Annotated in this window: 20 protein-coding genes and 1 pseudogene; 7 read left to right on the top strand and 14 right to left on the bottom strand. The window is 73.9% G+C overall.

Features of this window, described 5'->3' with window-relative positions; all coding sequences use genetic code 11:
* Window positions 1–2: 2 nt before the first annotated feature.
* Complete coding sequence (locus ACFW6B_RS26600; protein ID WP_386599533.1) at window positions 3–803, top strand: ABC transporter ATP-binding protein; 801 nt, start codon at window positions 3–5, stop codon at window positions 801–803.
* A gap of 151 nt (window positions 804–954) precedes the next feature.
* On the opposite strand, the gene katG is transcribed toward ACFW6B_RS26600, so the two are convergent.
* The 5 genes and pseudogenes from katG to ACFW6B_RS26575 all read right to left on the bottom strand — a co-directional run bounded on the left by katG (window position 955) and on the right by ACFW6B_RS26575 (window position 6,522).
* Window positions 955–3,147 carry a catalase/peroxidase HPI gene (gene katG, locus ACFW6B_RS26595; protein ID WP_386599531.1) on the bottom strand — a complete coding sequence of 731 codons (2,193 nt, stop codon included), beginning with the start codon at window positions 3,145–3,147 and terminating at the stop codon, window positions 955–957.
* A 316-nt stretch (window positions 3,148–3,463) separates the two neighbouring features.
* Window positions 3,464–4,684 carry a metallophosphoesterase gene (locus ACFW6B_RS26590; RefSeq protein WP_386599528.1) on the bottom strand — a complete coding sequence of 407 codons (1,221 nt, stop codon included), beginning with the start codon at window positions 4,682–4,684 and terminating at the stop codon, window positions 3,464–3,466.
* 241 nt (window positions 4,685–4,925) lie between these two features.
* Window positions 4,926–5,027, bottom strand: a pseudogene (locus ACFW6B_RS26585) (AraC family transcriptional regulator); the annotation flags it as partial.
* A gap of 36 nt (window positions 5,028–5,063) precedes the next feature.
* Entirely contained in the window at window positions 5,064–5,567 is a 504-nt protein-coding gene (locus ACFW6B_RS26580) for a hypothetical protein (RefSeq protein WP_386599526.1), read from the bottom strand.
* 121 nt (window positions 5,568–5,688) lie between these two features.
* On the bottom strand, window positions 5,689–6,522 hold the full coding sequence (locus tag ACFW6B_RS26575) for a DUF2249 domain-containing protein (protein WP_386599524.1): 834 nt from the start codon (window positions 6,520–6,522) through the stop codon (window positions 5,689–5,691).
* A 662-nt stretch (window positions 6,523–7,184) separates the two neighbouring features.
* On the opposite strand from ACFW6B_RS26575, the gene epsC reads away from it, so the two are divergent.
* The 4 genes from epsC (at window position 7,185) to ACFW6B_RS26555 (ending at window position 10,083) form a co-directional block, all read left to right on the top strand.
* Entirely contained in the window at window positions 7,185–7,769 is a 585-nt protein-coding gene (gene epsC / locus ACFW6B_RS26570; protein WP_386599523.1) for a serine O-acetyltransferase EpsC, read from the top strand.
* Window positions 7,766–8,704 carry a cysteine synthase A gene (gene cysK / locus ACFW6B_RS26565; protein ID WP_386599521.1) on the top strand — a complete coding sequence of 313 codons (939 nt, stop codon included), beginning with the start codon at window positions 7,766–7,768 and terminating at the stop codon, window positions 8,702–8,704. The genes epsC and cysK overlap by 4 nt, the downstream gene beginning before the upstream one ends.
* A 201-nt stretch (window positions 8,705–8,905) precedes the next feature.
* Complete coding sequence (locus ACFW6B_RS26560; protein WP_386599519.1) at window positions 8,906–9,256, top strand: cupin domain-containing protein; 351 nt, start codon at window positions 8,906–8,908, stop codon at window positions 9,254–9,256.
* A gap of 242 nt (window positions 9,257–9,498) precedes the next feature.
* Entirely contained in the window at window positions 9,499–10,083 is a 585-nt protein-coding gene (locus ACFW6B_RS26555; RefSeq protein WP_386599517.1) for a hypothetical protein, read from the top strand.
* Between the two features lie 134 nt (window positions 10,084–10,217).
* Here ACFW6B_RS26555 and ACFW6B_RS26550 read toward each other — a convergent pair whose 3' ends face one another.
* The 4 genes from ACFW6B_RS26550 to ACFW6B_RS26535 form a co-directional block, all read right to left on the bottom strand.
* Window positions 10,218–10,775, bottom strand: a complete 558-nt coding sequence (locus tag ACFW6B_RS26550; RefSeq protein ID WP_386599515.1) for a NifU family protein — start codon at window positions 10,773–10,775, stop codon at window positions 10,218–10,220.
* 7 nt (window positions 10,776–10,782) lie between these two features.
* Entirely contained in the window at window positions 10,783–12,735 is a 1,953-nt protein-coding gene (locus ACFW6B_RS26545; protein ID WP_386599513.1) for a ferrous iron transporter B, read from the bottom strand.
* A complete protein-coding gene (locus tag ACFW6B_RS26540; protein ID WP_386599511.1) occupies window positions 12,732–13,037 on the bottom strand; it encodes a ferrous iron transport protein A in 306 nt (101 codons plus the stop codon). Before ACFW6B_RS26540 ends, ACFW6B_RS26545 begins: the two co-directional genes overlap by 4 nt.
* 188 nt (window positions 13,038–13,225) lie before the next feature.
* On the bottom strand, window positions 13,226–13,948 hold the full coding sequence (locus ACFW6B_RS26535) for a CBS domain-containing protein (protein ID WP_386599510.1): 723 nt from the start codon (window positions 13,946–13,948) through the stop codon (window positions 13,226–13,228).
* 544 nt (window positions 13,949–14,492) lie between these two features.
* Here ACFW6B_RS26535 and ACFW6B_RS26530 point away from each other — a divergent pair.
* On the top strand, window positions 14,493–15,779 hold the full coding sequence (locus ACFW6B_RS26530) for a nitrate/nitrite transporter (protein ID WP_386599508.1): 1,287 nt from the start codon (window positions 14,493–14,495) through the stop codon (window positions 15,777–15,779).
* A gap of 48 nt (window positions 15,780–15,827) precedes the next feature.
* On the top strand, window positions 15,828–16,304 hold the full coding sequence (locus ACFW6B_RS26525) for a hemerythrin domain-containing protein (RefSeq protein ID WP_386599506.1): 477 nt from the start codon (window positions 15,828–15,830) through the stop codon (window positions 16,302–16,304).
* Between the two features lie 92 nt (window positions 16,305–16,396).
* Here the strand turns inward: ACFW6B_RS26525 and ACFW6B_RS26520 are convergent, their stop codons facing one another.
* The 5 genes from ACFW6B_RS26520 to ACFW6B_RS26500 are packed head-to-tail and all read right to left on the bottom strand — an operon-like array spanning window position 16,397 to window position 24,634.
* Window positions 16,397–17,536, bottom strand: coding sequence for a class I SAM-dependent methyltransferase (locus ACFW6B_RS26520; RefSeq protein ID WP_386599504.1), 1,140 nt, complete (start codon window positions 17,534–17,536; stop codon window positions 16,397–16,399).
* The gene (locus ACFW6B_RS26515; protein ID WP_386599501.1) at window positions 17,533–18,753 is read right to left on the bottom strand and encodes a glycosyltransferase; all 1,221 of its coding nucleotides are present in this window, start codon (window positions 18,751–18,753) and stop codon (window positions 17,533–17,535) included. Before ACFW6B_RS26515 ends, ACFW6B_RS26520 begins: the two co-directional genes overlap by 4 nt.
* Complete coding sequence (locus ACFW6B_RS26510) at window positions 18,750–19,571, bottom strand: alpha/beta fold hydrolase (RefSeq protein WP_386599499.1); 822 nt, start codon at window positions 19,569–19,571, stop codon at window positions 18,750–18,752. Before ACFW6B_RS26510 ends, ACFW6B_RS26515 begins: the two co-directional genes overlap by 4 nt.
* A 3-nt stretch (window positions 19,572–19,574) precedes the next feature.
* A complete protein-coding gene (locus ACFW6B_RS26505) occupies window positions 19,575–19,889 on the bottom strand; it encodes an acyl carrier protein (RefSeq protein WP_386599497.1) in 315 nt (104 codons plus the stop codon).
* Window positions 19,886–24,634, bottom strand: a complete 4,749-nt coding sequence (locus ACFW6B_RS26500) for a beta-ketoacyl synthase N-terminal-like domain-containing protein (protein ID WP_386599495.1) — start codon at window positions 24,632–24,634, stop codon at window positions 19,886–19,888. Before ACFW6B_RS26500 ends, ACFW6B_RS26505 begins: the two co-directional genes overlap by 4 nt.
* Window positions 24,635–24,701 lie beyond the last annotated feature (67 nt).

Raw genomic sequence — 24,701 nt, 5'->3', positions numbered from 1 at the left:
CCATGACCGATACGAACCCGGGACTGGAAGTCCGGCGACTGCACGCCGGTTACCCCGGCCGCCCCGTCGTCCGGGACGTCGACCTGACCCTTCCGGCGGGACACGTGGCCGCCGTCGTCGGCCCCAACGGCTGCGGCAAGTCGACCCTCCTGCGCACCGTCGCCCGGCTGCACCGCCCCGACTCGGGCGAGGTGCGCGCCGCCGGCGACGACGTCTGGAACCTCTCCCAGCGCCAGGCGGCCCACCGCGTGGCGCTGTTGCCGCAGGCGCCCCGCGCTCCCGAGGCCGTCACCGTGGCCGGGCTGGTCCGCTACGGCCGCCACCCGCACCAGGGCCTGCTGCGCCAGTGGTCCCGCGAGGACGAGCGGGCCGTCCGGGACGCCCTGGAGGCCACCGGCACCGCCCACCTGGCGGCCGAACGCCTGGACCGGCTCTCCGGCGGCCAGCGGCAGCGGTGCTGGCTCGCCATGGTCCTCGCCCAGCACACACCCGTCGTACTCCTCGACGAACCGACCAGCGCCCTCGACCTCGGCCACGCCGTCGACGTCCTGGAACTGGTCCGCCACGTCGCCGCGAGCGGCCGGACGGTCGTCATGGTCCTGCACGACCTGGCCTCCGCCGCGCGCTACGCGGACACGCTGATCGCCATGAACGGCGGCCGGATCGTCGCGCAGGGCCCGCCGCGGACCGTCGTCGACGACGCCCTCGTCAAGGAGCTGTACCGGATCGACGCCGACATCCTGCACGCCCCCGGCGACGGCTCACCGGTCGTCGTCCCCCGGGCGCGCGGCCGCAAGGCGTAGGAGACACCGGACGTACAGCCGTTCGGGGCGAGCGGTGGCACTCGTCCCGGTCCGCTCCCCGAGGAGCACCGCACCACCGACTGCCGCGCCGACCTCCGGGGCGGCAGTCGGACAGGAGGACCGACCGGAAGGACCGACCGGGACGGCGGGCTCAGGTGAGGTCGAACCGGTCGAGGTTCATCACCTTGTCCCACGCCGCCACGAAGTCGCGTACGAACTTCTCCCCCGCGTCCCAGGACGCGTAGACCTCGGAGACGGCCCGCAGCTGGGAGTGCGAGCCGAAGACCAGGTCGACGGCGGTGGCGGTCCACCTGACCTCGCCGGTGGCGCGGTCCCGGCCTTCGAACACGTTCTCGTCCGTGGCCGACGCCTTCCACTCCGTGCCCATGTCGAGCAGGTTGAGGAAGAAGTCGTTGGTCAGGACTCCCGGCCGGTGGGTGAGGACGCCGTGGGAGGACCCCTTGAAGCCGGTGTCCAGGGCCCGCATGCCGCCGATCAGCACCGTCATCTCGGGAGCGGTCAGCGTCAGCAGGTCGGCACGCTCCAGCATGAGGGTCTCCGGCGGCAGCTTCTCGCCCGTCGGAAGGTGGTTGCGGAAGGCGTCCGCCCTGGGTTCCAGCACGGCGAACGACTCCGCGTCGGTCTGTTCCTGCGAGGCGTCCGTACGCCCCGGTGCGAACGGGACCGTGATGTCGTACCCGGCGTTCCTCGCGGCCCGCTCGACGGCCGCGCACCCGCCGAGGACGATCAGGTCGGCGAGGGAGACCCGCTTCCCGCCCGCCTGGGAGCCGTCGAAGTCCTGCTGGATCCCCTCGAGCGTGCGCAGCACCTCGGTCACCTCGGGGACGTCGTTGAGCTCCCAGTCCTTCTGCGGCGCGAGCCGGATGCGTGCTCCGTTCGCCCCGCCGCGCTTGTCGGTGCCGCGGAAGCTCGCCGCCGACGCCCAGGCGGTGGTGACCAGCTGGGAGAGGGAAAGGCCCGAGTCGAGGATCCTGGCTTTGAGCGCGGCCACGTCCTCGTCCCCGACCAGTTCGTGATCGACGTCGGGAACGGGGTCCTGCCACAGCTGCGGCTCGGGGACCCACGGGCCGAGGTAGCGCGAGACGGGGCCCATGTCGCGGTGCAGCAGTTTGTACCACGCCTTGGCGAACGCCTCCGCGGTGTCCTCCGGGTTCTCGTGGAACCTCCTCGTGATCGGGCCGTAGACCGGGTCCACCTTCAGCGCGAGGTCCGTCGTCAGCATCATGGGGGCGTGCCGCTTCGACGGATCATGGGCGTCCGGCACGGTGTCCCCGGCCGCGGGATCCGTGGGAGTCCACTGGTGGGCGCCGGCGGGACTGCTCGTCAGCTCCCACTCGTACCCGTAGAGATTGTCCAGGTACCCGTTGTCCCACTTGGTCGGCTCGGTGGTCCACGCGCCCTCCAGACCGCTGGTGAGCGTGTGGGGACCCGTGCCGCCGTCGTAGGTGTTCCGCCAGCCGAGGCCCTGCTGCTCGATGGGGGCGGCCTCGGGTTCCGGGCCGACATGACTGGCGTCGACCGCGCCGTGGCACTTGCCGAAGGTGTGGCCGCCCACGATGAGCGCGACCGTCTCCTCGTCGTTCATCGCCATGCGCCCGAACGTCTCCCGGATGTCCTGGGCGGCGGCCACCGGGTCCGGGTTCCCCTCGGGTCCCTCCGGATTGACGTAGATGAGCCCCATCTGCACGGCGCCGAAAGGACCGGTGAGTTCCCTGTCGCCGCTGTAACGCTCGTCCCCGAGCCAGGTGTCCTCGGGTCCCCAGAAGATCTCCTCGGGTTCCCAGACGTCCTCTCGTCCGAAACCGAAACCGAACGTCTTGAATCCCATGGATTCCATGGCGCAATTTCCGGCGAAGACCAGGAGATCGGCCCAGGAGACCGCCCGTCCGTACTTCTGCTTGACCGGCCAGAGCAGACGGCGCGCCTTGTCCAGGCTCGCGTTGTCCGGCCAGCTGTTGAGGGGGGCGAAGCGCTGGGCGCCGCTGCCGCCACCGCCGCGGCCGTCCGCGATGCGGTACGTTCCCGCGGCGTGCCAGCTCATCCGGATGAAGAGCGGCCCGTAGTGGCCGTAGTCGGCGGGCCACCAGTCCTGGGACGTCGTCATCACCTCGATGACGTCGCGCTTCAGCGCGTCGACGTCGAGGGCCGCGAACTCCTTCGCGTAGTCGAAGCCCTCGTCCATCGGGCCGGGCCGGGGCGAGTGCTGCCGGAGGACCTGGAGGTCCAGCTGATCGGGCCACCAGTCCCGGTTCGTCCTGGGCCGTCGGGTCGGTGTGGGGGTCGGTGAAGGGATTGCCGGATTCTCGCTTTCGCTGCCGGACATGCCCGTCCCTCTTTCTGTCTCGGTTTTCCTTCTGCCGGCTGCCGCGCCCGACGCCGTCGGCTTTTTCGGTGTCGGGAACGGCGGCCCGCACGATCGGCACGCCATGGCGTCCACCGGCCGGAGAATGTGCCGTGTCCGCGTCCGTATGGTCGCGCACCGCATGTCACATCTCTATGAAACACGCAGGGCACCCCGTACGACAGGTGTGAGGGAAAGGGGTGGCTTTTCCGCTCCCGCGCCGAATTCCGAGGAGAGTTCCGAGGCGGGCCGAACCGGGTACGGCGGTCCGGGTCCGGGCGTGCCGGACCGCCCCGTACTACGGCGAGGTGGGCGCCTGCGGGGAGCGCAGGACGAGCAGGGTGATCTCGCTGGGGGCGAAGACGCGGAACGGCGGGCCCCAGAAGCCGGTGCCGCGGCTGGTGTAGAGGAGGGTGCGGGCTCCGTGCCGGCTGAGGCCCGCGACGGCGGGCTGGTCGATGCGGACCAGGTGGTGGAAGGGCCAGATCTGGCCGCCGTGGGTGTGGCCGGAGAGCTGGAGGTCGATGCCGGCGGCCGCCGCCCGGTCGACGAACTTGGGCTGGTGCGCCAGGAGCAGGACGGGCAGGTCGGGGTCGGCGCCGTCCAGGGCCCCGGCGAGGTGGGCGCGGTGGCCCGCCAGACCGGAGGACTCGGCGGTGACGTCGTCCACGCCGGCGACCACGAGGGTGTCGCCCCCGCGTTCGAGCAGCAGATGGCGGTTGCGCAGCGGCTCCCAGCCCAGCTCGTCCATCAGGTCGACCCAGCCCTGGGCCTCGCTGTAGTACTCGTGGTTGCCGGTGACGTACACCCGGGCCCGGGTGGCCCGCACGGTGCCGAGGGGGAGGGCCTGGGCGCGGCGGCGTTCGGCCGTGCCGTCCGCGATGTCGCCGGTGTGGCAGACCAGGTCGGCCTCCAGCGTGTTCACCGTCTCGCACACCCGTGCCGACCAGCGGGCACGGTCGAGCGGTCCGTAGTGGGTGTCGGTGATGAGGGCGACGCGCGTGCCGTCCAGCCCGGCGCCCAGTCGCGGCAGTCGCACGTCGATCCGGCGCACGCGCGGGACACGGCGGGCCTCGGCGTACCCCCAGGCGAGCAGTGCGGCGGCCGTGCCGAGGACGGCCCAGGTGACGATCCGGGCCCGGTCCTGGCTCTCGCCGACGCCGGCCACGGCCAGGGCGAGCCGCAGGAGGACACCGAGCAGGACGGACCAGGTGAACAGGACCCAGCTGGTGCCCAGCAGGGTGTCACCGACGACCGCCGCCCGGTCCCGCTGGCGCCGGCCGTGGCCGCGCACCATCGCGAGCGGCATGCAGACGAGGCCGAGGACGAACAGGGCGGTGCCGGCCAGCGTGACGGGCAGCGGCCAGTGCTGGCCGCAGTACAGGAGCACCCAGCAGGGCACGGCCCACAGCAGGACGGGGGCGATCAGGGGTATGTAGCGCATCAGGCGGTGCAGCCGGCTCTGCCGCGGTGCCTGCTCCGCGCTGTCGGCGGGTCGGGTGTTGCCGGTGTCGGTCACGCTTCCCCTTGTCGGCCGGGCTGCAGTCCCGCGCACTGTATCCGGTCGCCCCCGGCCCGGTCGGACCGGTGTTCACGGGTGCGGTCCCACACTCCGTCCCGGCCGCGCTCGCGCTCGGCCTTCTGACCAGAAGCCGCTCCCCAGAGGCTACTTCCTGCCGCCGGGCGGCTCCCGCCCGGCGGCAGGCGCGCAGGACGAAGAGCAGCAGCATGTCCAGCAGCGCCCGGACGACCGCGTCCGCACCCGGGCGGGGGACGGCCGGCTCGCCGCCGAGCAGGTCGACGGCCGCGCGGAGCTCGGGATGACGGTCCGGGCGGGCGGGCAGGTGCAGGACGTCCGGCACGTCCCGCAGCAGCGGGTGCGCCCGGGCCGGGCGTGTTCAGCGGTGGTGCGGAGTACGGGGCGCCAGGGTGTCGGCGGTGGCGACCAGGGCGACGCCCAGGCCGGTCAGCGCGGCGCCGAGGCCCATGACCAGGGTCGTGAGGTGCCAGGCCTGGTAGGCGGACATCAGCGAGGCGCGCAGGGTCTGGCCCATGAACGCGGTCTGGCGCAGCTCGGCGAGCTTCTCGTCGTCGCCCCCGGAGGCGTGCAGTTCCGCCGTGATCTCGGCGTAGGTACGGCCGCCGGTGGCGCGGGCCAGGTTGCCCTCGATGAACCGGGCGTAGGCGTGCGCCTCGGGGCCGGTCTCCACGCGACGGCCGGCGTACCGGACGAGCTCGGCGGGCAGCCCGCGGCCGGGGAAGGTGATCTTCTGGGCGGTGAGCTCGCCGCGGATCTCCTTCCTGCCGCCGCGGCCGCGCAGCAGCATGACCGGTCCGGCGACCGACAGGGCGGCACCGACCGTCCCGAGCAGGGCGGAGGTACGCCGGTGTGGTCCGTTCATGACGTGGTCTTCTCTCTTTCCCCGGACACGTGCGGGTCCGGCTTCCTTGGACGCGTGCGGGTCCGGCAGCGCGTCCGCACCGGGGGAACGGGCCTCGTGCGCTGCCGGGACGGCGCCGTGATCAGTGGTGGCTGAGCCGCAGCCGCCAGGCCTCCGGGCCGCGTACGAGGTACTCCACCGAGAAGGCCCCGGGGTCGCGCTGTTCGATCTGCGCGAGCAGCGGCAGCGGGTCGTGCGGGGCGACCAGCACCATCGCGGTGCCCGCCGGGACGGCGTCGAGCGCGCCGAAGACGGTGGCGTGACGCAGGGCGTGCGGCACCTCCCGCACGTCCAGCTCGGGTTCGGCCGCCTCCTCCGCGCCGCCGCAGCCGCACACGCCGCCGCAGCCGCCGGCCTCCTCGACCTGTTCTTCGCGCATGTCGTGTCCTTCCTCGGTGTGGTGATCTTCTTCGGCGCCCCCGGCGGGCCTGTCGTCGGCGAGCCGGTGGTGCACATCCGTGAGCAGCCCGGCGAGGGAGACCTCGGGTGCCATGGCGAGCAGCGGCAGCACGATGCCGTTCTCCTTGGCCATGTGCTCCTCGAAGAGGACCTGCAGGGCCCGGGCGTCGGCCGCCGCGTCGGCCGGGCTCGGTGCGGCGCGCAGGGTGTCGACGAGCGCGGTGAGGCAGCGGTGTTCGCCGATCAGGCCCTCGACGAGCAGGCGCGCCTCGGGCATGGTGCGCGCGGCGGGGTAGAGCACGGCCTCCTCGGCCGCGGCGTGCGGCAGCAGCGAGCGGTCGCAGAAGGCCACCAGTCCGGCGTGGATCCTCTCGGCCGAGCCCGGGTCACGGTCCACGGCGAGGAGCAGCAACTTCACGCGTCCGGCCAGCTCCCCGGCCAGCCGGGCACGGTGCGCCTCCGCGCCTTCGAGGGCCGTGGCGTCCTGAGGGTCCGAGGCGAGGGCGAGCACGCTCATGGTCGTGTCTCCAGCAGGTCGGGCCGGCGCGGCCGGCCGATGCGGATGAGGGGGATGGCATTCCGGGTGCCGACTCCCGGAGCGGATGCCGCGTCCGGCCGCACCGCGCGGCCGGACGCACGACCGAACCGGGCGACACGCGCCGTGCACGCCACGCCCGCCGAGGCCGGGGACGGGGGACTGGCCGCCTGACAGGCACGGAGCGCGGTCGTACGACAGATGGGCATCTGCGGTTCGATCGGTGCCCAGCATGCGACTCGGGACCGGGCCGACCACCCGGTCGACCGGTCCCCATCACCGGGACCACTGGTCCTTCTTCCGGACGGCCGGATGGGGCCGGAGGGGCCCGCCGGCCCGGCGGGCAGACGTCGGGTATGCGACGACAGTGCCCAACGGTCCCGGCACCGGGGGCGGTTGGTCCCGCCTCAAGAGTGGCGAGACGGACCGTTCGGCCCACCCGCGTCAGGCGCTTCGGACGGAGCGCCGCATCGTGAGCGGGCCATAGCGTTCGCTCCCATGGACGACGGCAACAGCCGGGGCCGAGAGACCCACGGCGAGGGAGGCACCGACTCACCGCCTGCGGGGTCCGGTGCGGTACCCGGCCCGGCGGGCACGGCGTGTCGCCGGGCGCACCCCGTGACCGGCCCCACAGAAAGACGCACATGATCTTCGAAGACCTTCGGACGGCCTGCCGCAAGGACCCGGCCCTGCACGGCGCCCACGTGGTCGAGGTCCTGTTGTACCCCGGCCTCTGGGCCATCTGGGCCCACCGGATCGCCCACAGGCTCCACCGGGTCGGTGTGCCCCTGCTGCCCCGGCTGGTGTCCCAGCTCTCCCGCGCCGTCACCGGTATCGAGATCCACCCGGGTGCGGTCATCGGGCGCCGTTGCTTCATCGACCACGGCATGGGCGTGGTCATCGGGGAGACCGCCGTCCTCGGCGACGACGTCATGCTGTACCACCGCGTCACCCTGGGCGGTACCGGCTGGTGGTCCGACGCGAAGAGCGCCTGGCGGCACCCCACGATCGGCGATCGCGTCGTCCTGGGCGTCGGCTCCACCGTGCTCGGTCCGGTACACGTCGGCCACGACTCGCTCGTCGGCGCGCACGCCCTCGTCCTGAGCGATGTTCCCGCCCACAGCCGGGTCTTCGCCCCGCACGCGGCCACCACCCGCCCTCACGACACCACGGCGGCACCCCACGCCGGGATCCTCACCCCCGCAGACGAAAGAGAACCACGGCCATGACGGCGACACATCCCTCGATCGCGCCCTCGGTCACGGCCCTGATAGGCCGCACCCCCCTGGTGGAGCTGCGCCGCTACGGCGCGGGCCTGCCCGTACGTCTGGTCGTGAAGCTGGAGTCCGCCAACCCCGGCGGCAGTGTCAAGGACCGCATCGCCCTGTCGATGATCGAGGACGCCCGGACCACGGGCGCACTCCGGCCGGGGCAGGGCATCGTCGAACCGACCAGCGGCAACACCGGTATCGGGCTGGCCATGGTGGCCGCCGCCGAGGGTTACCCGGTCACCTTCACCATGCCCGAGAGCATGAGCGCCGAACGCCGCGCCCTGCTGCGTGCCTACGGCGCGGAGCTGGTCCTGACCCCGGCGGCCGAAGGCATGACCGGCGCCGTCGCCCGTGCGGCCGAACTGGCGGAGCGGCACGGCTGGTTCATGCCGCAGCAGTTCCGCAACCCGGCCAACCCCGATGCCCACCGCCGCACCACCGCCCAGGAGATCTGGCAGGACACCGCAGGGCAGATCGACGTCCTGGTGGCCGGCGTCGGAACCGGCGGCACCGTCACCGGGGTCGGGCAAGTCCTCAAGGAGAAGAACCCCGGCATCACCGTGGTGGCCGTCGAACCGGCGGACTCGGCCGTCCTGTCCGGCGGCCCGCCCGGTCCGCACCGCCTCCAGGGCCTCGGCGCGGGCTTCGTCCCCGACGTCCTCGACACCGGGGTCTACGACACCGTGCAGCGCGTCTCCGCGCCCCAGGCCCGGGCCGAGGCACGCCGCCTGGCCCGCACGGAGGGCATCCTCACCGGAATGTCGGGCGGTGCCGCCCTCCACGCGGCAACCGCGCTCGCCCGCCGTCCCGAGCACGAGGGTGCCTTGATCGTCGTCGTCCTGCCCGACACCGGAGAGCGCTACCTCAGCACGGACCTGTTCCACGACGAGTAGCACCGCTGCGGGCGGAGAGCGAGGCACGGAACACGGCATCGACGAACCGTCGGGCCCCGCAGGACATCCCCGTCCCCGGCGACGGACCGGCCGCGGACCGCATCCGGGGCACCGGCTGCCGGCCCGCCCGGGCACCCTCGCCGCCCCCGTCCCGACCACCGCCCCGCCCTCATCCCGACCACCGTCCGAGGAGACATCCGCATGTCCGCCACCGTCATCACCGATCTCGCCGCCGAACTGCCGCTGCCCGAGGACGGCACCCTCAGCCGCGTCATCCACCGCGACGACCGCCTGCGCGTGGTCGGCTTCGCCTTCGCCGAAGGCGAGGAACTGACCGAGCACACCTCGGCCCTGCCCGTGGTCATCCAGGTCGTCCGGGGCCGCCTCGACCTCGTCCTCGGCGACGAGAAGACCGAAGCCCTCCCGGGTTGCTGGATCCACCTGCCCGCCAGGCTGCCGCACACCGTGCGCGCCATCGAGCCCACCGTCATGCTGCTGACCATGCTGCCCGCCCCGGAACCCGCCGACTCCAGCAGTCCCGCCGGGGCCTGACCAGCCCCGCACCGGGCGGAGAGAGGCGTTCGCGGACCACGCCCCCCGCCCGGGCGGCCGACCAGCGGCAGACACGTGCCACGAGGTCGCGAAGCCGCCCCGGCACCCGGCACCCGGCGCATCCGCGCCGAGGTCGAACGGCCCCGCCACGACGGTCCGGCGGGCTCTGCCCGACCGGCCACAGGTCCGTCACCGCAGTGGAGGGAAAGCTCGTTTCCGGTCGAACACGGAGGGACACACCCATGCGAGAACGGGCCGGCAGGGTGCCGCTGTGGCGCTGGCGGCGCAACCCGCTCAGGCGGCGCTCCGACATCGCCGAGGCCTGGCTCGCCGTAGCGGCGGCGGCACTGCTTCTTCTCACGGTGCCGGCCGTGGCCGTGGCCACGGCCGTGATCGAGGAGAACTCCGTTCTCGGCCAGGCCCGGGGGCTGCACCGCACCACGGCGCACCTCATCGAGGACGCCCCCGCCGGGGCGGCACGATTTTCCGACCTGGCGGCCGACGCCCGCGTCGGCGCGAGAGTGCGGTGGACCATGCCCAGCGGCACTTCCCGGACCGGGAAAGCCCTGGTCGCAGCGGGCGGCAAGGCGGGCGCATCCGTCACGGTGTGGCTCGACGACGCGGGCCGCATCCATGCCGCGCCACCCACCTCGTCCCAGGTCAGGTCCCAGTCGGCCGCGTTCGGGGCGACAGCCGGCCTGGGCGCGTGCGTACTGGTGCTGGGCCTCTGGTGGGGTGCCCGGGTGGGGCTGGAGGCCCACCGCCGGACGCAGTGGGACAGCGCCTGGGCCGCGTTCGACGCCCACCGGGGGCACCGGCGGGCATAGGCCGGGGAGGACCTCACCGCCCAGCCGCGGAAGGCACCTGCCGAGCCGGGACCCCGTCCGGCCGAAGCCCTCACGTTGGCGCTCTTCTTATACGACTGATGCGGTCGGCGTCGGTATCGCCGTCGTACGGCTGCTCACCCGCCGTTGGAGCGACGGCTGCCCGATCCGACGTGCCGGACCTCGACGAGCTGGGGGCATCGCCGGCGCAGCAGACGCTCCAGCCACTGGTGGAGCGTGAGCCAGGCGGCGGGACAGCCGTGGCAGGCGCCGCCGAGGCGTACGGTGACGACGCCGTCGCGCACGCCGACCAGCTCGATCGCGCCGCCGTGGGAGCGGGCTCGTTCCCCCACGGGGCCGGCGATGAGCTCTTGGGCGGCGGTGCGGAGCGACGTGTCGTCGCGGGACTCCTCGGCGTCGGCCGCGGGGCTCCAGCCGGTGGGATCCTCCAGGGCGCTGTGCAGCGCGGTGCGGACCCGGGATCCGTCCGCCCGCCAGGAGCGGCCTTCGCCGAGGCGGGTGACGACGACCGCGGGTTCGACGACGACGTGGGTGAGCGTGCCGTCCGCGAGCAGCGCCGCCAGCGGCGCCGGCACCGAGGCGGGCGCTCCCGTCCAGGTGAGGACACCGGTGGGGACGATCCAGCGCAGCCGGTCGGGGTGGCCGGGGACGGGTTGGGGGTGCAGGGGGATCACGGGCGCGTCACCCGCCCGTCAGGGCGGCGGTGACGGTGTGGGCGAGGTAGGCCATGAGCCAGGCCGTCACGGTCAGGTAGGTGAAGGCGATCGCCGGCCATTTCCAGGTGCCGGTCTCCCGCCGGATGACCGCGACGGTCGCCATGCACTGCAACGCGTAGGCGAAATAGACCAGGAGTGCCGCGACCGTGGGTGCGGTGAAGACCTTCTGCCCCGCGCGGGATCCGTCCTCGTACGTCATGGTCCGCAGGGTGTCCGCCGGGTCGGCGGGGCTCTCGGCGGCGGCGACCTGCCCGAGGGTGGCCACGAAGGTCTCCCGGGCCGACTGGGCCGACAGGACGCCGACGTTGATGCGCCAGTCGAAGCCCAGCGGGTCGAAGACCGGGGAGACCAGCCGGCCGAGACCGGCCGCGTAGCTGTGATCGATGGTGTAGGCGGACACGGCCACGGAGTCGCCGGTGTCGACGCCGGCCGCCTGCAACTGGGCGGGGGAGTGGAGCGGCAGGTTCAACGCCAGCCACAGCGCGACGGAGGTGGCGACGATGACGGTCGAGCACTTGCGCAGGAAGGCCCGGGCGGAGGACCACATCGCCAGCAGTACCGCGCGTGGCGCGGGCAGCCGGTAGGGCGGCATCTCCATGAAGAACGGCATGGGCGTGCCGTTCCGGTCGGTGACTTTCTTGATCACCCAGGCGGCGGTCATCGCCGAGACGGCGCCGAGCAGGTACAGGCCGAACATGATCAGCCCTTGTGCGCCGAACGGGCCGATTCCCGCGGACGGTTCGACGAGCAGGCCGATCAGCAGCACGTAGACCGGCAGCCGCGCGGAACAGGTCATCAGCGGGGCGGCCATCATGGTGGCGAGGCGGTCCTTGGCCGAGGGCAGGGTGCGGGTGGCCATGATGCCGGGGATCGCGCAGGCGAACGACGACAGCAGCGCCACGAACGCCCGCCCCTCCAGCCCGGCACGCGCCATCACCCGGTCCATCAGGAACGCCGCCCGCGACAGGTAGCCGACGCCTTCGAGCAGGGCCAGGAGCAGGAACAGCAGCATGATCTGCGGGACGAAGACGAGGACGCCGCCGACGCCGCCGATGACGGCGTCACCGAGCAGTCCGGACAGCCACCGGTTGGTGACGTGGTCGGCGACGAGGCCGGACAGCCATCCGAACAACGACTCCACGTACCCCTGGAGCGGCGCCGCGAGGGTGAACACGGTCTGGAAGAACGCCATCATGACCGCGAAGAAGACGACCGTGCCCCACACGGGGTGCAGCAGCACGGCGTCGAGACGCCGGGTGGCCCGGTGGCGCTCGGCGGGGCGGTAGTCGGCGAAGGCGAGAACCGACTCCGCCCAGGCGTCCAGCTCGGCCGGGTCGGTGGGCGGCGCGAGGACGGGGACCGGCCAGGACCGCCGATCGGCGATCCGGTCGCGTAGCTGTGCGATGCCCAGACCGCGGTGGCCGACCACGGGAAGGACCGGGACGCCCAGCGCCCGGGAGAGCGCGTCCAGGTCCAGGTGACCCTGACGTACCGCGAGTTCGTCGGTGAAGGTGACCACGACACAGGTCGGCAGTGCGCGGGAGAGGACCTGCGCGACCAGCGTCAGCGATCTGCGCAGGGTGGTGGCGTCCACGACGAGGAGCAGCGCGTCCGGCCGCGGTGTGCCGTCCAGCCGGCCGTCCAGGATGTCGACGGTGATCCGTTCGTCCGGGCTGACCGGTTCCAGGCTGTACGTGCCGGGCAGATCCTCGATCACATGACCGCGCCCGCCGGCCCGGCAGGTACCCACGTAACGGGACACGGTCACGCCGGGGTAGTTGCCGGTCTTGGCGCGCAGGCCGGTCAGCGCGTTGAAGACGCTGGTCTTGCCCGCGTTGGGGCTGCCGACCAGCGCGATACGCGTCTCCTCGGTCACCACCGCGCCCGTGCCGCCGGGCTCGTGGCAGCTGGCGGTCACCGCTCCACCTCGGTCGTGCGCACGCATGCGGCCTGTGCCCGGCGCAGGCACACCTCGTAGTCCTTGACCCGGTAGACGACCGGGTCGCGCAGCGGGGCACGGCGTACGACCTCCACCACCGTCCCGGGGGTGAACCCGAGGGCGCGCAGACGGCGGGCCGTGCCCGGCGCCCCGTCCGTGACGACCTCGACCACCGTGGCCCGTGCACCGGGCACGAGATCGGCCAGGGCGCGCGACGCGCCCTCCGGCACGGCCGTCGCCCGGCGTCCCGCCCGTACGGCCCCCTCGCCACCCACACTCATCCGCGTCTCCGCCACGCCGGGCCGGACGAAAGCCGCCGGCCACCCAGTTGTCAGTAAAGTGAGGCTAGCCTTATTCGATCTCGTCGGTGGTGAGAGTGCGGCCTGTACGAACGGGCCGTCCGGCCCCGGTCCCAGGACCGCCCGGCCCAAGTCCCAGGACCGCCCGGCCCGTGCGGCGGTCCGGTTCGTCAGAGGGAGTCGGCCGGCTCCAGGACTCCTCCTCCCGTACGCGGCGGCGTCGGAGCCCGGTCGTCGTCGAGGTGGAGGACCAGAGCGTTGACGACGCCGACCACTCCGTCGATCCGGTACGTCAGCCGAATCGCCGACGGGATGTCGCTGCACCGCTCCAGGCATCCCTCCAGCGTGACCATGCCGTCCTGGACCGAGACGTTCACGGCGCCGGGCGGCAGGCACATGGCGCGGGTGAGGACGTCGTCCACGATCTCCCGGACGATCTCCTCGTCCGTGCGCAGGAAGACGCGCAGCAGGTCCCGGCGGGTGGCGATGCCGATCAGCCGGTCCTCCTCGTCCACGACCGGGAGGTGTTCGACGCCGTGGCGTTCCATCACGCGGGCGGCGTCCGCGACCCGCTGTTCGGGATGGACGGTGACGGCGGGCCACGTCATCAGTTCCCCGGCCGTGACGGCCCGGACGGCGGCGGCCGTGCGGCGGGCGCCCCGGCGCGGCGCGGGTACCCGGAACCGCCGTGCAGGACGGCCGGTGGAGCGGGCCGACCGGCGGCGGACCAGGTCGGTCCCGGAGATCACTCCCAGGACCTTGTCGTCGTGGTCGACCACGGGCAGCCCGCTGATCCGGTGCCGGTCCAGCAGTCGTGCCACGTCCTTGAGCGGTGTGTTCCGGCGGGTTCGGACGACCTCGCGGGTCATCACTTCACCGACGATGCGAGTCATCGTGCCCACTTTCTTCCTCGCCCGCCGTTCGAGGGCGGAGCGCGACGGAGTGCTGCGCCGGATCGCCTGTCGGAGAGCGTGGGACACGGCGGCGTGCTACGGGCACCGGGGGCCGGAACGCACGGGCCCGTTCGGCTGTGGTGGCCTTGTCGTCCCTTCGGACCGTCCCGGGGAGCCGGCCCCCTGGCGCTCCTTCAGCTTCCTTTCCGGCCGGCGGCGCGGGTAGGGGCCGAGCGTCCCTGAGCCGAGGACCGAACTGCCCGGCATCCCCCGGGGACATGGCGCAGGGCCGGTCGGCCCTCCTGTCCGCCCTCGCGGGAGCGGCAGGACCGAAGGAATCGCACGAGCGGTTCGAGGCGTGGGGCCCGAAGGGGGGAAGGGCGGCCGGATCCAACCGGGACCATCTGCCGGGCGGCAGGGACCCATGGCCCATGCCGCCCGGATGTCCGGAAGTGGACAGTGGCGGGGGCGCCGGACTTCGGGCGAGAGACCCGAGTGCACCCCATGTCACAGGACAGACGTAAGCAGGGAAGGGACGGACACCATGCTCCAGCCGTCGACGAAGGAGAGCGACAGAACGGGCTCGGGCGCGCCGGTGCCCGGCCGGGCCTGGCTGATGCTGGCCCTGGCCACCGTCGGGTTCGCCGTCAACTTCTGGGCGTGGGCACTGCTCAGCCCGCTCGGCCCCCGCTTCAAGGACACCCTGGAGCTGTCCTCCTTCCAGCAGTCGCTGCTGGTGGCGGTTCCGGTCGTGGTCGGATCGCTCGGCCGGATCCCGGTCGGCGCGCTGACCGACCGGTTCGGCGGACGGGTCATGTTCCCGATCGTGTCGGTGGCCACCATCGTGCCGGTGCTCTACCTCGGGCTGGCCGGCCACTCCTCGCTCACCGCGCTGCTGGCCGGAGGCTTCTTCCTCGGCATCGGCGGCACCGCCTTCGCGGTCGGAGTGCCGCTGGTCAACGCATGGTTCCCGCCCGCGCGGCGCGGGCTGGCGATCGGAGTCTTCGGCGCCGGTATGGGCGGCACCGCCATCAGCGCCCTGACCACCGTGAAGCTGGTCGACGCGCACAGCATGTCCACCCCCTTCCTGATCACCGCGGCCGTCCTCGCCGTCTACGCCGTGACCGCCGCACTGCTGCTGCGCGACGCCCCCGGCCGCACCGTTCCCACCGAGCCCCTGGCCCGCCGCCTGGCGGCCACCGCCCGGCTGGGCATCACCTGGCAGGCCTCGGCCCTGTACGCGGTGGCGTTCGGCGGCTACGTGGCCTTCTCCGTCTACCTGCCCACCTACCTCAAGACCGGCTACGGCCTCACCCAGGCCGACGCGGCCAACCGGATGGCCGGATTCGTGCTGCTGGCCGTGGCGATGCGCCCGATCGGCGGCTGGCTGTCGGACCGGATCGGCCCGGTGCGGGTGCTGGCCGGCGCGCTGGCCGTGGTCGTCGCGGGGGCTCTCGTGCAGTCGTTCACCCCGGGCCTGGCGCCCGGTGGCACCGTCGCCTTCCTGGCCATGGCCGCCGCGCTGGGTGCGGGCAGCGGGGCGACGTTCGCCCTGGTGGCCCTGCGGACGCCGGCCGACCAGGTCGGCTCGGTCACCGGCGTGGTCGGCGCCGCGGGCGGACTGGGCGGCTTCCTGCCGCCGCTGATCATGGGCTCGTTGTACGGCGAGTACGGGACGTACGCGGCCGGTCTCGCCCTGCTGGCGATCGTGGCCGCCGCGGCGCTGGTCTTCACCCTCACCGGTGTCCGCGCCGCGACCGAAGGCGGCGAGCGGGGGCCGCGCACCGGCCGCCGGCGCGGGCACCGCGCCACCGCCGGCACCACCGCGTGAGGGCGGACGGGACGAACGGGACCGAAGGACGACGAAGGAGAAGAACCGGTGTGTGAGTACTGCGGCTGCCAGTCGCTGGAGTCGATCGACGAGCTGACCCGGGAGCACGACGAGGTCGTCCGCCTGATCAGCCACCTCCACTCCGCCCACCGGGCCGAAGACGTGGCTCGGATGGCGGAGGTCTCCCGGGAGATCGCGAGGGTGCTCGGCCCGCACACCGAGGTGGAGGAGCACGGCCTGTTCCCCGCGATGGCCGCGGACTTCCCCGACCAGATCGCCGCCCTGGAGGCCGAGCACCGCCGCATCGAGGCGGTGCTGGCCGAGGCCGCCGACGGCGCGACACCCCCGGATCCGAGCTGGCCGGAGCGGCTCGTGGAGGCGATGGCCATGCTGCGCGACCACATCCTCAAGGAGCAGGACGGCGTCTTTCCCGCCGCACTCGCGAACCTGGGCACCGAGGAGTGGGAAGCGGTCGAGGCCGTGCGCGCCAGGGCGGGCAGCACCCTGACCCGGCCGGCCGTCTGACCGGCCGTACTCCGCCCCGTCAGGGGGGCGGTCCATGTGGGCCCTTGTGCCCCCGCTCGGCCGAGCGGGGGCACAAGGGCCCACCGGCCGGGTCACTTCCGGCGGGCCACCAGGCGGTAGGCGTTGGACACGCCGAGCCGGTGTGCGAGCGGGCGGACCGCGAACCGGTCCAGCAGCGTGCCCAGGACCAGGGCCGGGATGCCCGCCACGAGCAGGGCCGTACGCCCGGCCCGGCGCAGCGGGCCGGGCGGCCGTGGCAACCAGGGCGCGTCCTCGCGCGGAGCGGTGTGGTCCAGCGCCAGCCATACGGCGGCGAGCAGGTCCACCGGATCGTGAGGCTCGGCATGCTGCTCCGCCACCACCGTGAACCCCAGCTCCGCCAGCCGGTGGCGCAGATTGGCGACCGGCACGAAGTGCAGGTGCTGCGGCTGGAGCCAGGGCAGCCACCAGCGACCCAGCAGCCGGGCGTAGCGGCTCTCGGGGTCCGGGACCTCGACGATCAGATGGCCGCCGGGCCGTACCGCCTGCCGCGCGGCCCTCAGTTCGCGGTCGGGGTCGGTGCTGTGCTCCAGGTAGTGGAACATGCTCACCACGTCGTAGCGGGCGGTGAGTTCCGGTGCCAGGTCGGGGAAGGCGCCGCGGTAGCCGTGCGCCACGCGGCCCTCGCGGGCGGCGAGTTCGACTCCGTCCGTGAAGTCGAGACCGTCGAACGCCGTGCCGGGCAGCACCTCGCGGGCGGTCGCGCAGAAGTGACCGTGCCCGGTGCCGACGTCGAGCCAGGTCTTCGGGGCGGGGTCGTACGGCAGCATCGACTCGGCGCGGTCGCGGTACATCCTGGTGCGGCCGCCGAAGGTGTCGCCGAGTCTCTTCTCGCCGAGCCCGTCGTAGAAGTCGCGGTAGTAGAACTCCAGCCCCGCCTCGCTCAGCCGGGGGTTCTGGAAGACGTGCCCGCAGGCTTCGCACCGGTCGAGGGTGAACCGGCCCGGCTTGTGCTGGATCAGGTCCGTGGTGCGCAGACGGGCGGCCAGCCGGTCGGAGCCGCACCAGGGGCAGGTGGTGCGCGGCGGCTCGAAGAAGCGGTCCGTGCCCTCGGCCAGATCGGTCAGGTAGCCGGGGCGCAGCGCGGCCACCCGCTCGGCACGGCCCGGTTCCCCGGTCGGCCGTCCGCCCGCCGCCCGCCCGGCCGGCTCCTCGGCGCTCTGCCCGGCCGGCTGCTCGGTCCGTTCACTCATCGGCACTCCCTGGCGAGTTCTTCGAGGCTGTCCGCCGCCGCCGGTGCGCCGCCGGCGGCGCGGAACGCCGTACCGATCCGCTGGGCGGCGCCGCGGTGTCCGGGTTCGTGCAGTACGGCGTCGAGTGCGGCGCCCAGCCGGGCGGCGGTCACCCGGCCGAACCTGACCCGGACGCCCGCCCCCGCGTCCACCACCTGCCCGGCCACCACCGGCTGGTCGTCGCGGATGGGCGCCACCACGAGCGGAACCCCGTGCCACAGCGCCTCGCACACGGTGTTGTGACCGGCGTGGCAGACCACGGCGTCGACCCGTTCGATGAGGGCGAGTTGAGGTACGGACGGCAGGACCAGCAGGTCCTTGTCGCGGCCGTACGGAGGCCGGGCGCCGTCCGGGGACGGGGTGCGGTCCGCGCCCAGGGTGTTTCCCGGGTCGACGACGACCGCCTGTACATGGTCGGCCCGTGCGCGCAGGGACTCCCGGGCGACGGCGAGGAAGTGCCCGCCGGCGTCCGCGTTCGCGGTGCCCAGGGTCACCAGTACCGCGGCCCGGCCGGGGTCGAGCCAGTCCCAGGGGAAGTCGGCCGCGGCCGGTCTCGCGGTGACCGACGGCCCGACCCAGCGGACCGGGCCGCCTCGCGCGGCGCACCCCGGACCGGCCAGCTCCACCGTGCTGAACGCCAGCACCAGATGCGGCGAGAACCGTGGATCGGTGTCGCCCGCCGGGTCCCCGACGGACGCGCGAAGTTCCGCGAGGCGCTCCGCCAGCCACTGCCTGACCCTCGGCAGCCCGGCCAGCGGGTCGGCCAACTCGGCCGAGGTGGTCGCCGAGGTGGCCCACGGCAGCCCCGCCCGCTCGGCGACCAGCGCACCCGCGAACGCCTGCTGGTCGGCGACGACCACGTCCGGACGGAACGTCTCGACCGCTGCCCGCACCCCCGGCGCCATCGCCTCGGCCAGCGGCAGCAGGTACCACTCCCACAGGAACTTCAGCGCCTCGGGCCCCCGCAGGTCGGGCGGCCGTCGTGCCTCGCCCGCCCCCGGCACCGGCCCGGCGCACGGGAACACCGGGGTCCGGTCACCCGCGAGGCGTCCCACGAGACCGGGGTCGGCGCACGCCCACGCCACCCGGTGCCCGCGCGCGAGCAACTGGTCGGCGACCCCGACGGCCGGGTTGATGTGCCCGACCAACGGCGGTACCACGAAGAGGAATCCGCTCACCGCGCCTCAGCCCCCGCCCATCGGGCCTCCGAAGTCCCCTGGATCAGCGCCAGGACGTGACCACCCACGGTCCCGGCCGCCTCCACCAGCACCGAGTGCTCGTGCCCCGGGATCACCACCGTCCGGCAGTCCGGCAGCAACGATCGCAGCCAGGGCGCGAGTTCGGCGAGGTCGGAGTCACCGCCGTACATCCCGAGCACGGGACGGCGAACCGCGGCGATCTGATCCTCCGTCAGGACGCGGCTGTCCGGGATGTCCCGGCCGAGGCTGGTGTCCCGGGCGAGCCGGGCCGCTCCCCGGGCCAGCCGCGCCGTGTTGTGGCCCCGGTTCGCCGTGATCCAGGCGATCGCGTCGGGCTCGTTGTGCGCGAGCTGGGTCACCACCCGGTCGAGGATGCCGCCGAGTTTCGACGCCCAGGCCGCGGTGGCCGGTTCGGACTCGATCAGGGACACGCTGGCCACCCGTTCGGGACGGCGGGCCGCGTAGCCGAAGGCGATCGTGCCGCCGTAGGAGTTGCCGACCAGGTGCACCGGTCCGGTCACCGCCAGTCGGTCCAGCAGCGCCCCGAGGTCGTCGATGTTGTGGTCCAGGGTGTAGCCGTCGGGCGGGCGTTCGCTGCGGCCGTGACCGCGCAGGTCGTACATGACGACGTCGAGGCCGGCCGCCGCGAAGGCGGGCGCCACGGTGAAGTAGTAGCTGGCCAGGCTGTCGGTGAGCAGACCGTGGACCAGTACCGCGGTGGCGGTGGCCGCCCGGCCGTCCCGGGGGCCGATCCGCTGTACGTGCAACCGGATTCCACCGGCGTCGACCATCGCCATGCGTCAGCTCGCCCCCGCCGCCTTCAGGCTGGTCACGACGTACTCGACGAGCCGTCCGACGGTGAGCTCGATGATCTCGTCGAACTCCATCCCGGCGAGGAACTCGGCGAAGTTGACCCGCCCGCCGTACCGCTCCTCCAGCAGTCCCGCCAGGGTCACCAGGTCGATGCTCTCCAGCTCCAGATCGCGGTTGAACGTGGTCTCCATGCCGATCTCGGCGTCGTCGAGACCGTATTCGTCCTCCAGGAGCCGGGCGAGCAGTCCGGCGACGTCGGCGAGGACCAGGTCCGTGTCGGCGGGGTGGGGGGTGGGGTTCATGGGGCGTACTCCTCCTCGTGGGGGTGTCCCGTCGGTCCGACCGGTCCCGTGGTCCAGGCCACGACATAGGCCCGGTCGGTCGGTCCGGGCGGGTTCGCGGCCGGCGCGCACCGCACCGCGTAGGCGCGTTCCAGGCGACCCGAGACGGTCAGGGCGTCTCCGGCCGGGGACGCTTCGAACACGGCGAAGTCGCGCGGCCGGCCGCCGAATCCGGTGCCCTCCGCCTTGGCGACCGCCTCCTTCGCGGCCCAGAACCGGGTGAACCACAGTGCCTCGGAGTCGCCGGTGGCCGCGCACAGCCCGTGCAGCAGCCGCAGTTCGTCCGCGCCGAGCACGGTCGCCACCGCCTGCGGGTCGCGGGGCGTGACCTCCTCGATGTCGATGCCCGGCCCGGGGCCGGGCGTGTGCGGCCGTACGATCGCCACGCCCGCCTCCGCGCGGTGGGCGAGCGAGACGTCCAGCGGGGGCAGTTCGCGGCCGTGCACCCCGGTGACGTACGGGCGGCCCATGGCGTCGTTGCGCACGCGCAGCTCCGCCGGGAAGACCGGGCCCTCGCCGTGGTCCCACAGCCATTGCCGTACGGCGTCCTTGACCGCGATCCGGCCCAGCAGCCACTGCCGCCGGCCGCGCGGCGCGTGCGCCGCGTACTCCGAACGCTCCGGTCCGCCCAGCGAGTTGCGCATGATCAGGTCGCGCGACGCCAGGTCCGGCCACCGTTCGTGCACCAGCGACCAGCCGCCCGGACGGGCCTCGGACAGGGTGTTGCGCTCCGGGAAGCGTTCCACCGGCCGGGTGTGCGGGTCGTTGTCGAACCGGCGGTCCTGCCAGCCGCGCAGCTCCGCCCACACCACGCCCGCCACCGACAGCTGTACGTCGGCCTCCAGCACGGTGTCGGTGAGCGAGGTGATCCGCACCAGACACGCCACCCGCGTCCCCGGGGCCGGATGCGGGCCGTGGAAGCGCATCTCCCGTATCCCGACCGGGAAAACGACCGTCCGCTCGGAGCGGGTCGCCATGATCCAGTAGCCGAGGAGCTGACCGACGTTGTCCAGCAGGGCACCGGGCGCGGCCGGGGCGGTGATGACACCGCGGATGTGCCGCTCGCCGAGCGCGGTCAGTTCGGTGACCCCCTGGAACGCCGGGCCGTGGAACATCCAGCGCTCGCCGTACAGCTGGGCCGCGGTGTGGAGGGGGGCGCGTTCGCCCGCGGGGTCGGTCCGCCAACGGGCGGGCGGCGGGGCCGGGTAGCCGGTGGCGAGTTCGACGGTGGCGCGGGCCCGGGGACCGAAGGACACGGCCAGGCGGTCCGGTGCCACGGGCTCCGCCGTGACCCGTACGTCGACGGCGGGGGTGGCCGTCAGCCACTCCTCGAACCGGGCGCCGTGCACCGCGACCGGAACCTTGCCCGGCGCCGCCCACCGTGCCGCGTCCATCAGGTGCCGCACGATCGTGGTCGCCGGGACGACCGGCCAGCGGTCGGCCACGTCCGGCCAGCCGGCCCGCTGCGGGAAGAAGCAGTGGTCGAGCAGATAGGGCATGGTCTCCGGCGAGACGCGGACGACCGACGTCCGTAGGCCGCTGCCCGTCGTCGGCAGCCCGCCGCCCGGTGTCCGCGCCCCGGTGACGGGCACCGGCCCCGGAACCGGGGCGACGGCGGGGCCGGGCCCGGCGGCCGAGGCCGGGGCGGCGGCGGGGGCCGGGGGAGCGGGCGGGCCGGCCGGCCGGGGGCGGGCAGAGGTCCGCGCGGTGATCAGCGCGGCCGCCGTGTCCGCGGTGTCCCGCAACAGGGCGTCCAGTTCGGCGGCGACGGGGAACCGGTCGGTGAGAGTGCCCAGCACGGACCGGGTGGCGGCGCCGGGCGCCGCCGGAGACGTCCGTAACTCGGCGCGCAGGGACGCCAGTTCCGGTCCATCGAGCGAGATCAGCGCCCCGCCGAGGTCGAGCCGCACGGGCGGCCGCGACGGCAGCGGGCCGAGAGCGGACCCCGGCCCGCTCCTGGCGGCGATGCCCGGCCCGGTCCCGGCGGCGGATCCCGGACCGGTTCCGCCGGTCGATTCCGGTCCGGCTCCGGCCGCGGATACCGTACGGGGCCCGGTGGGCAGGGCGGGGGCCACGGCCGCCCCCGCCGTCCACAGCGCGGCCGCCGCCCGGCGCAACTGGGCGAGGCCGGTGCGGTGCGGGGAGTTGGCGGCCACGGCCAGATGGTCGCGGTCGCCGAGGGTGTCGCCCACGAGCGACCCGAGCTGTCCGGGACCCACCTGGACGAACGTCCGGTGCCCCGTCGCGTAGAGGGCCTCGGTCAACTGCCGGAAGCGCACGGGTTCCAGCAGGTGCCGGACGAACAGCTCACGTACCTCCGCCTCCCGTTCGGGGAACGGCGCCGCGGTCGTCCCCGACCACACCGGGACGGCCGCCGGGTGCAGCCGGAAACGCTGCGCCGCCTGTCTGATCGGCCCGAGATAGGGCGCCAGCATCGGCGTGTGGAAGCCGGACCGGAACGGCAGCACCTGGCCGAGCACACCGCGGGCCCGGAACGACCGGACGAAGTCCTCGACCGCGCCGTCCGGTCCGCACACCATCGACTGACCCGGGGCGTTGTCGTGGGAGAGCACCAGGCCCGCGCCCGTCCACTCCTGTTCCAGGGCGGCCAGTACCCGGTCCGCGGGCGCGCCGACGGCGCCGAACGCGAGACCCGGCACCGTCACCGTGTCCGGGTCGAAGCCCGCCACGAAGGCGTCGACCTCGTCCCCGGAGTACAGTCCGGCCACCGTCATCGCGGTCCACTCGCCGACGCTGTGCCCGGCGACCGCGTCCGGTACGACACCCGTGCGACGCAGCGCGGCGTCGAGAAGGCGTCCGACGGCGACCACGCCGAGGCCGTGCCGGCCCACGTCGCCGACGCGATCGCCCTCGGGCGCCGCGCCGGGCAGCCCGAAGTGCGCGGCCACGTCATCGACGCGCGGGGCGAACTCGCCCTCCAGGCCCGGGAAGACGAAGACGAGCTTGCCGTGCCCGGGACCGAGCAGGGGACCGGGCCGGAACCAGACGTCGCCCCGGCCGTGCCAGGCCCGGCCCCGGCCGACCGCCCGGCGGGCCAGGGCCAGCCGTTTCGCGGTCGGGCCGACGACGGCGAGCCGGGCCCGGCCCGCGGCCCGGTGGGGGAGCGCGGGGTCGAGTCCGGCGGCGCGTACCGCGTCGTCGTCGGTGTCCAGCAGGGCGGCGAGCGGTTCCGGACCGTCCGCGGCGAGCAGCAGGACCCGTTCGGGCTCGGCGACCCGCCCGGCCGGGCGCCCGGGCGTCGGGGCGGGCGCCGTCGCGACGGACGCGGGTGCCTCCTCCAGCACCACGTGCGCGTTGATCCCGCCGAAACCGAAGGCGTTCACGGCGGCCCGCCGCACCGGGCGACCGGACGAACTCTCCCAGGGGACGGCCTTCTCCAGCGTACGGAAGCGGGTCGCGGCCAGCGCCGGATGCGGGTCGTCGCAGTGCAGGGTCGGCAGCAGCGTCGCGTGGTGCACCGCGAGGGCGGCCTTGACCAGGCCGGCCACCCCGGCGGCGGGCATGGTGTGCCCGATCATCGACTTCACCGAGCCGATCACCGCGCGGTCCGCGCCGGATCTCCCGGCCGGGCCGAACACCGCGGCGAGCGTGGCCAGTTCGGCCGCGTCGCCGGCCGGGGTCGCGGTGCCGTGCGCCTCCAGCAGGCCGACCGAGCCGGGCGCGGCGGGGTCGAGTCCGGCGGCGAGCCACGCCTGTCGTACGGCGCTCGCCTGACCGCCCGGGTCGGGGTTGACCAGGCCGGCGGCCCGGCCGTCGCTCGCCACCCCGGTGCCCCGGATCACCGCGTAGATCCGGTCGCCGTCGCGCCGGGCGTCGGCCAGCCGCTTCAGCACGACGACCCCGGTCCCCTCGCCGACGAGGAGGCCGTCGGCGTCCCGGTGGAAGGGGCGGATGCGCTCGCTGGGCGAGAGGGCGCGCAGTTGGGAGAAGACGCTCCACAGCGTGATGTCGTGGCAGTGGTGGACGCCCCCGGCGAGCATCAGGTCGCAGCGCTCCGAGGAGAGTTCGCCCACCGCCTGGTCGACCGCGACCAGCGACGAGGCGCAGGCGGCGTCCACGGTGTAGGCGGGGCCGCACAGGTCGAGCCGGTTGGCCACCCGGGAGGCGGCCAGATTGGGCACCAGGCCGATCGCCGAATCGGGGCTGTCGGGTCCGAGCCGGTCGGTGAACGCCGTGCGTACACGGTTTAGTTGACTGTCCGTCAGTTCGGGTAACAGTTCGCCCAGGGTCCGCACCAGTTGCCCGGCCGTGCGCACGCGCTGGTCGAGCCGGACCAGGCCGGGGGTGAGATAGCCGCCCCGGCCGAGGACGACGCCGACGCGCCGCCGGTCGGGCAGCCGGTCCGTGCCGCCCGCGTCCGCGAGGGCCGCGGCGGCCACGTGCAGCGCGATGAGCTGGTCCGGCTCGGTGCCGGCCACCGAGTTCGGCATGATCCCGAACCGGGTCACCTCCACCTCGGCCAGCGTGTCCACGAACCCGCCCCTGCGGCAGTACACCTGGTCGGCGACGGCCGGTGCGGACGCGGTGCCGGGGCGGTAGTACCCGGCGTCCCAACGGCCCTGGGGCACCTCCCCGATCGCGTCCACCCCGTCCCGCAGGTTGCGCCAGTACGCCTCCAGATCCCGGGCCCCGGGCATCAGCACCGCCATACCGACTATGGCGACCGGTACTTGACGTCGCGTCAATGAAGACCGGCTGTCCTGTACCACGATGGGGCTTCTCGCCGGATCCTCCGCGGGACCCGTCACCGGA

Source organism: Streptomyces sp. NPDC058751 (assembly GCF_042746485.1).
GTDB lineage: Bacteria > Actinomycetota > Actinomycetes > Streptomycetales > Streptomycetaceae > Streptomyces.
The sequence above is the reverse complement of the archived record's forward strand: the minus strand, read 5'-3'. Positions and strand labels throughout refer to the sequence as shown.

Bases quoted from the DNA above. Each gene is read 5' to 3' on its own strand.
- ACFW6B_RS26600 (WP_386599533.1), top strand. From the start codon at position 3: ATGACCGATACGAACCCGGGACTGGAAGTCCGGCGACTGCACGCCGGT.
- katG (WP_386599531.1), bottom strand. From the start codon at position 3,147: ATGTCCGGCAGCGAAAGCGAGAATCCGGCAATCCCTTCACCGACCCCC.
- ACFW6B_RS26580 (WP_386599526.1), bottom strand. From the start codon at position 5,567: ATGAACGGACCACACCGGCGTACCTCCGCCCTGCTCGGGACGGTCGGT.
- ACFW6B_RS26575 (WP_386599524.1), bottom strand. From the start codon at position 6,522: ATGAGCGTGCTCGCCCTCGCCTCGGACCCTCAGGACGCCACGGCCCTC.
- epsC (WP_386599523.1), top strand. From the start codon at position 7,185: ATGATCTTCGAAGACCTTCGGACGGCCTGCCGCAAGGACCCGGCCCTG.
- cysK (WP_386599521.1), top strand. From the start codon at position 7,766: ATGACGGCGACACATCCCTCGATCGCGCCCTCGGTCACGGCCCTGATA.
- ACFW6B_RS26560 (WP_386599519.1), top strand. From the start codon at position 8,906: ATGTCCGCCACCGTCATCACCGATCTCGCCGCCGAACTGCCGCTGCCC.
- ACFW6B_RS26555 (WP_386599517.1), top strand. From the start codon at position 9,499: ATGCGAGAACGGGCCGGCAGGGTGCCGCTGTGGCGCTGGCGGCGCAAC.
- ACFW6B_RS26540 (WP_386599511.1), bottom strand. From the start codon at position 13,037: ATGAGTGTGGGTGGCGAGGGGGCCGTACGGGCGGGACGCCGGGCGACG.
- ACFW6B_RS26535 (WP_386599510.1), bottom strand. From the start codon at position 13,948: ATGACTCGCATCGTCGGTGAAGTGATGACCCGCGAGGTCGTCCGAACC.
- ACFW6B_RS26530 (WP_386599508.1), top strand. From the start codon at position 14,493: ATGCTCCAGCCGTCGACGAAGGAGAGCGACAGAACGGGCTCGGGCGCG.
- ACFW6B_RS26520 (WP_386599504.1), bottom strand. From the start codon at position 17,536: ATGAGTGAACGGACCGAGCAGCCGGCCGGGCAGAGCGCCGAGGAGCCG.
- ACFW6B_RS26510 (WP_386599499.1), bottom strand. From the start codon at position 19,571: ATGGCGATGGTCGACGCCGGTGGAATCCGGTTGCACGTACAGCGGATC.
- ACFW6B_RS26505 (WP_386599497.1), bottom strand. From the start codon at position 19,889: ATGAACCCCACCCCCCACCCCGCCGACACGGACCTGGTCCTCGCCGAC.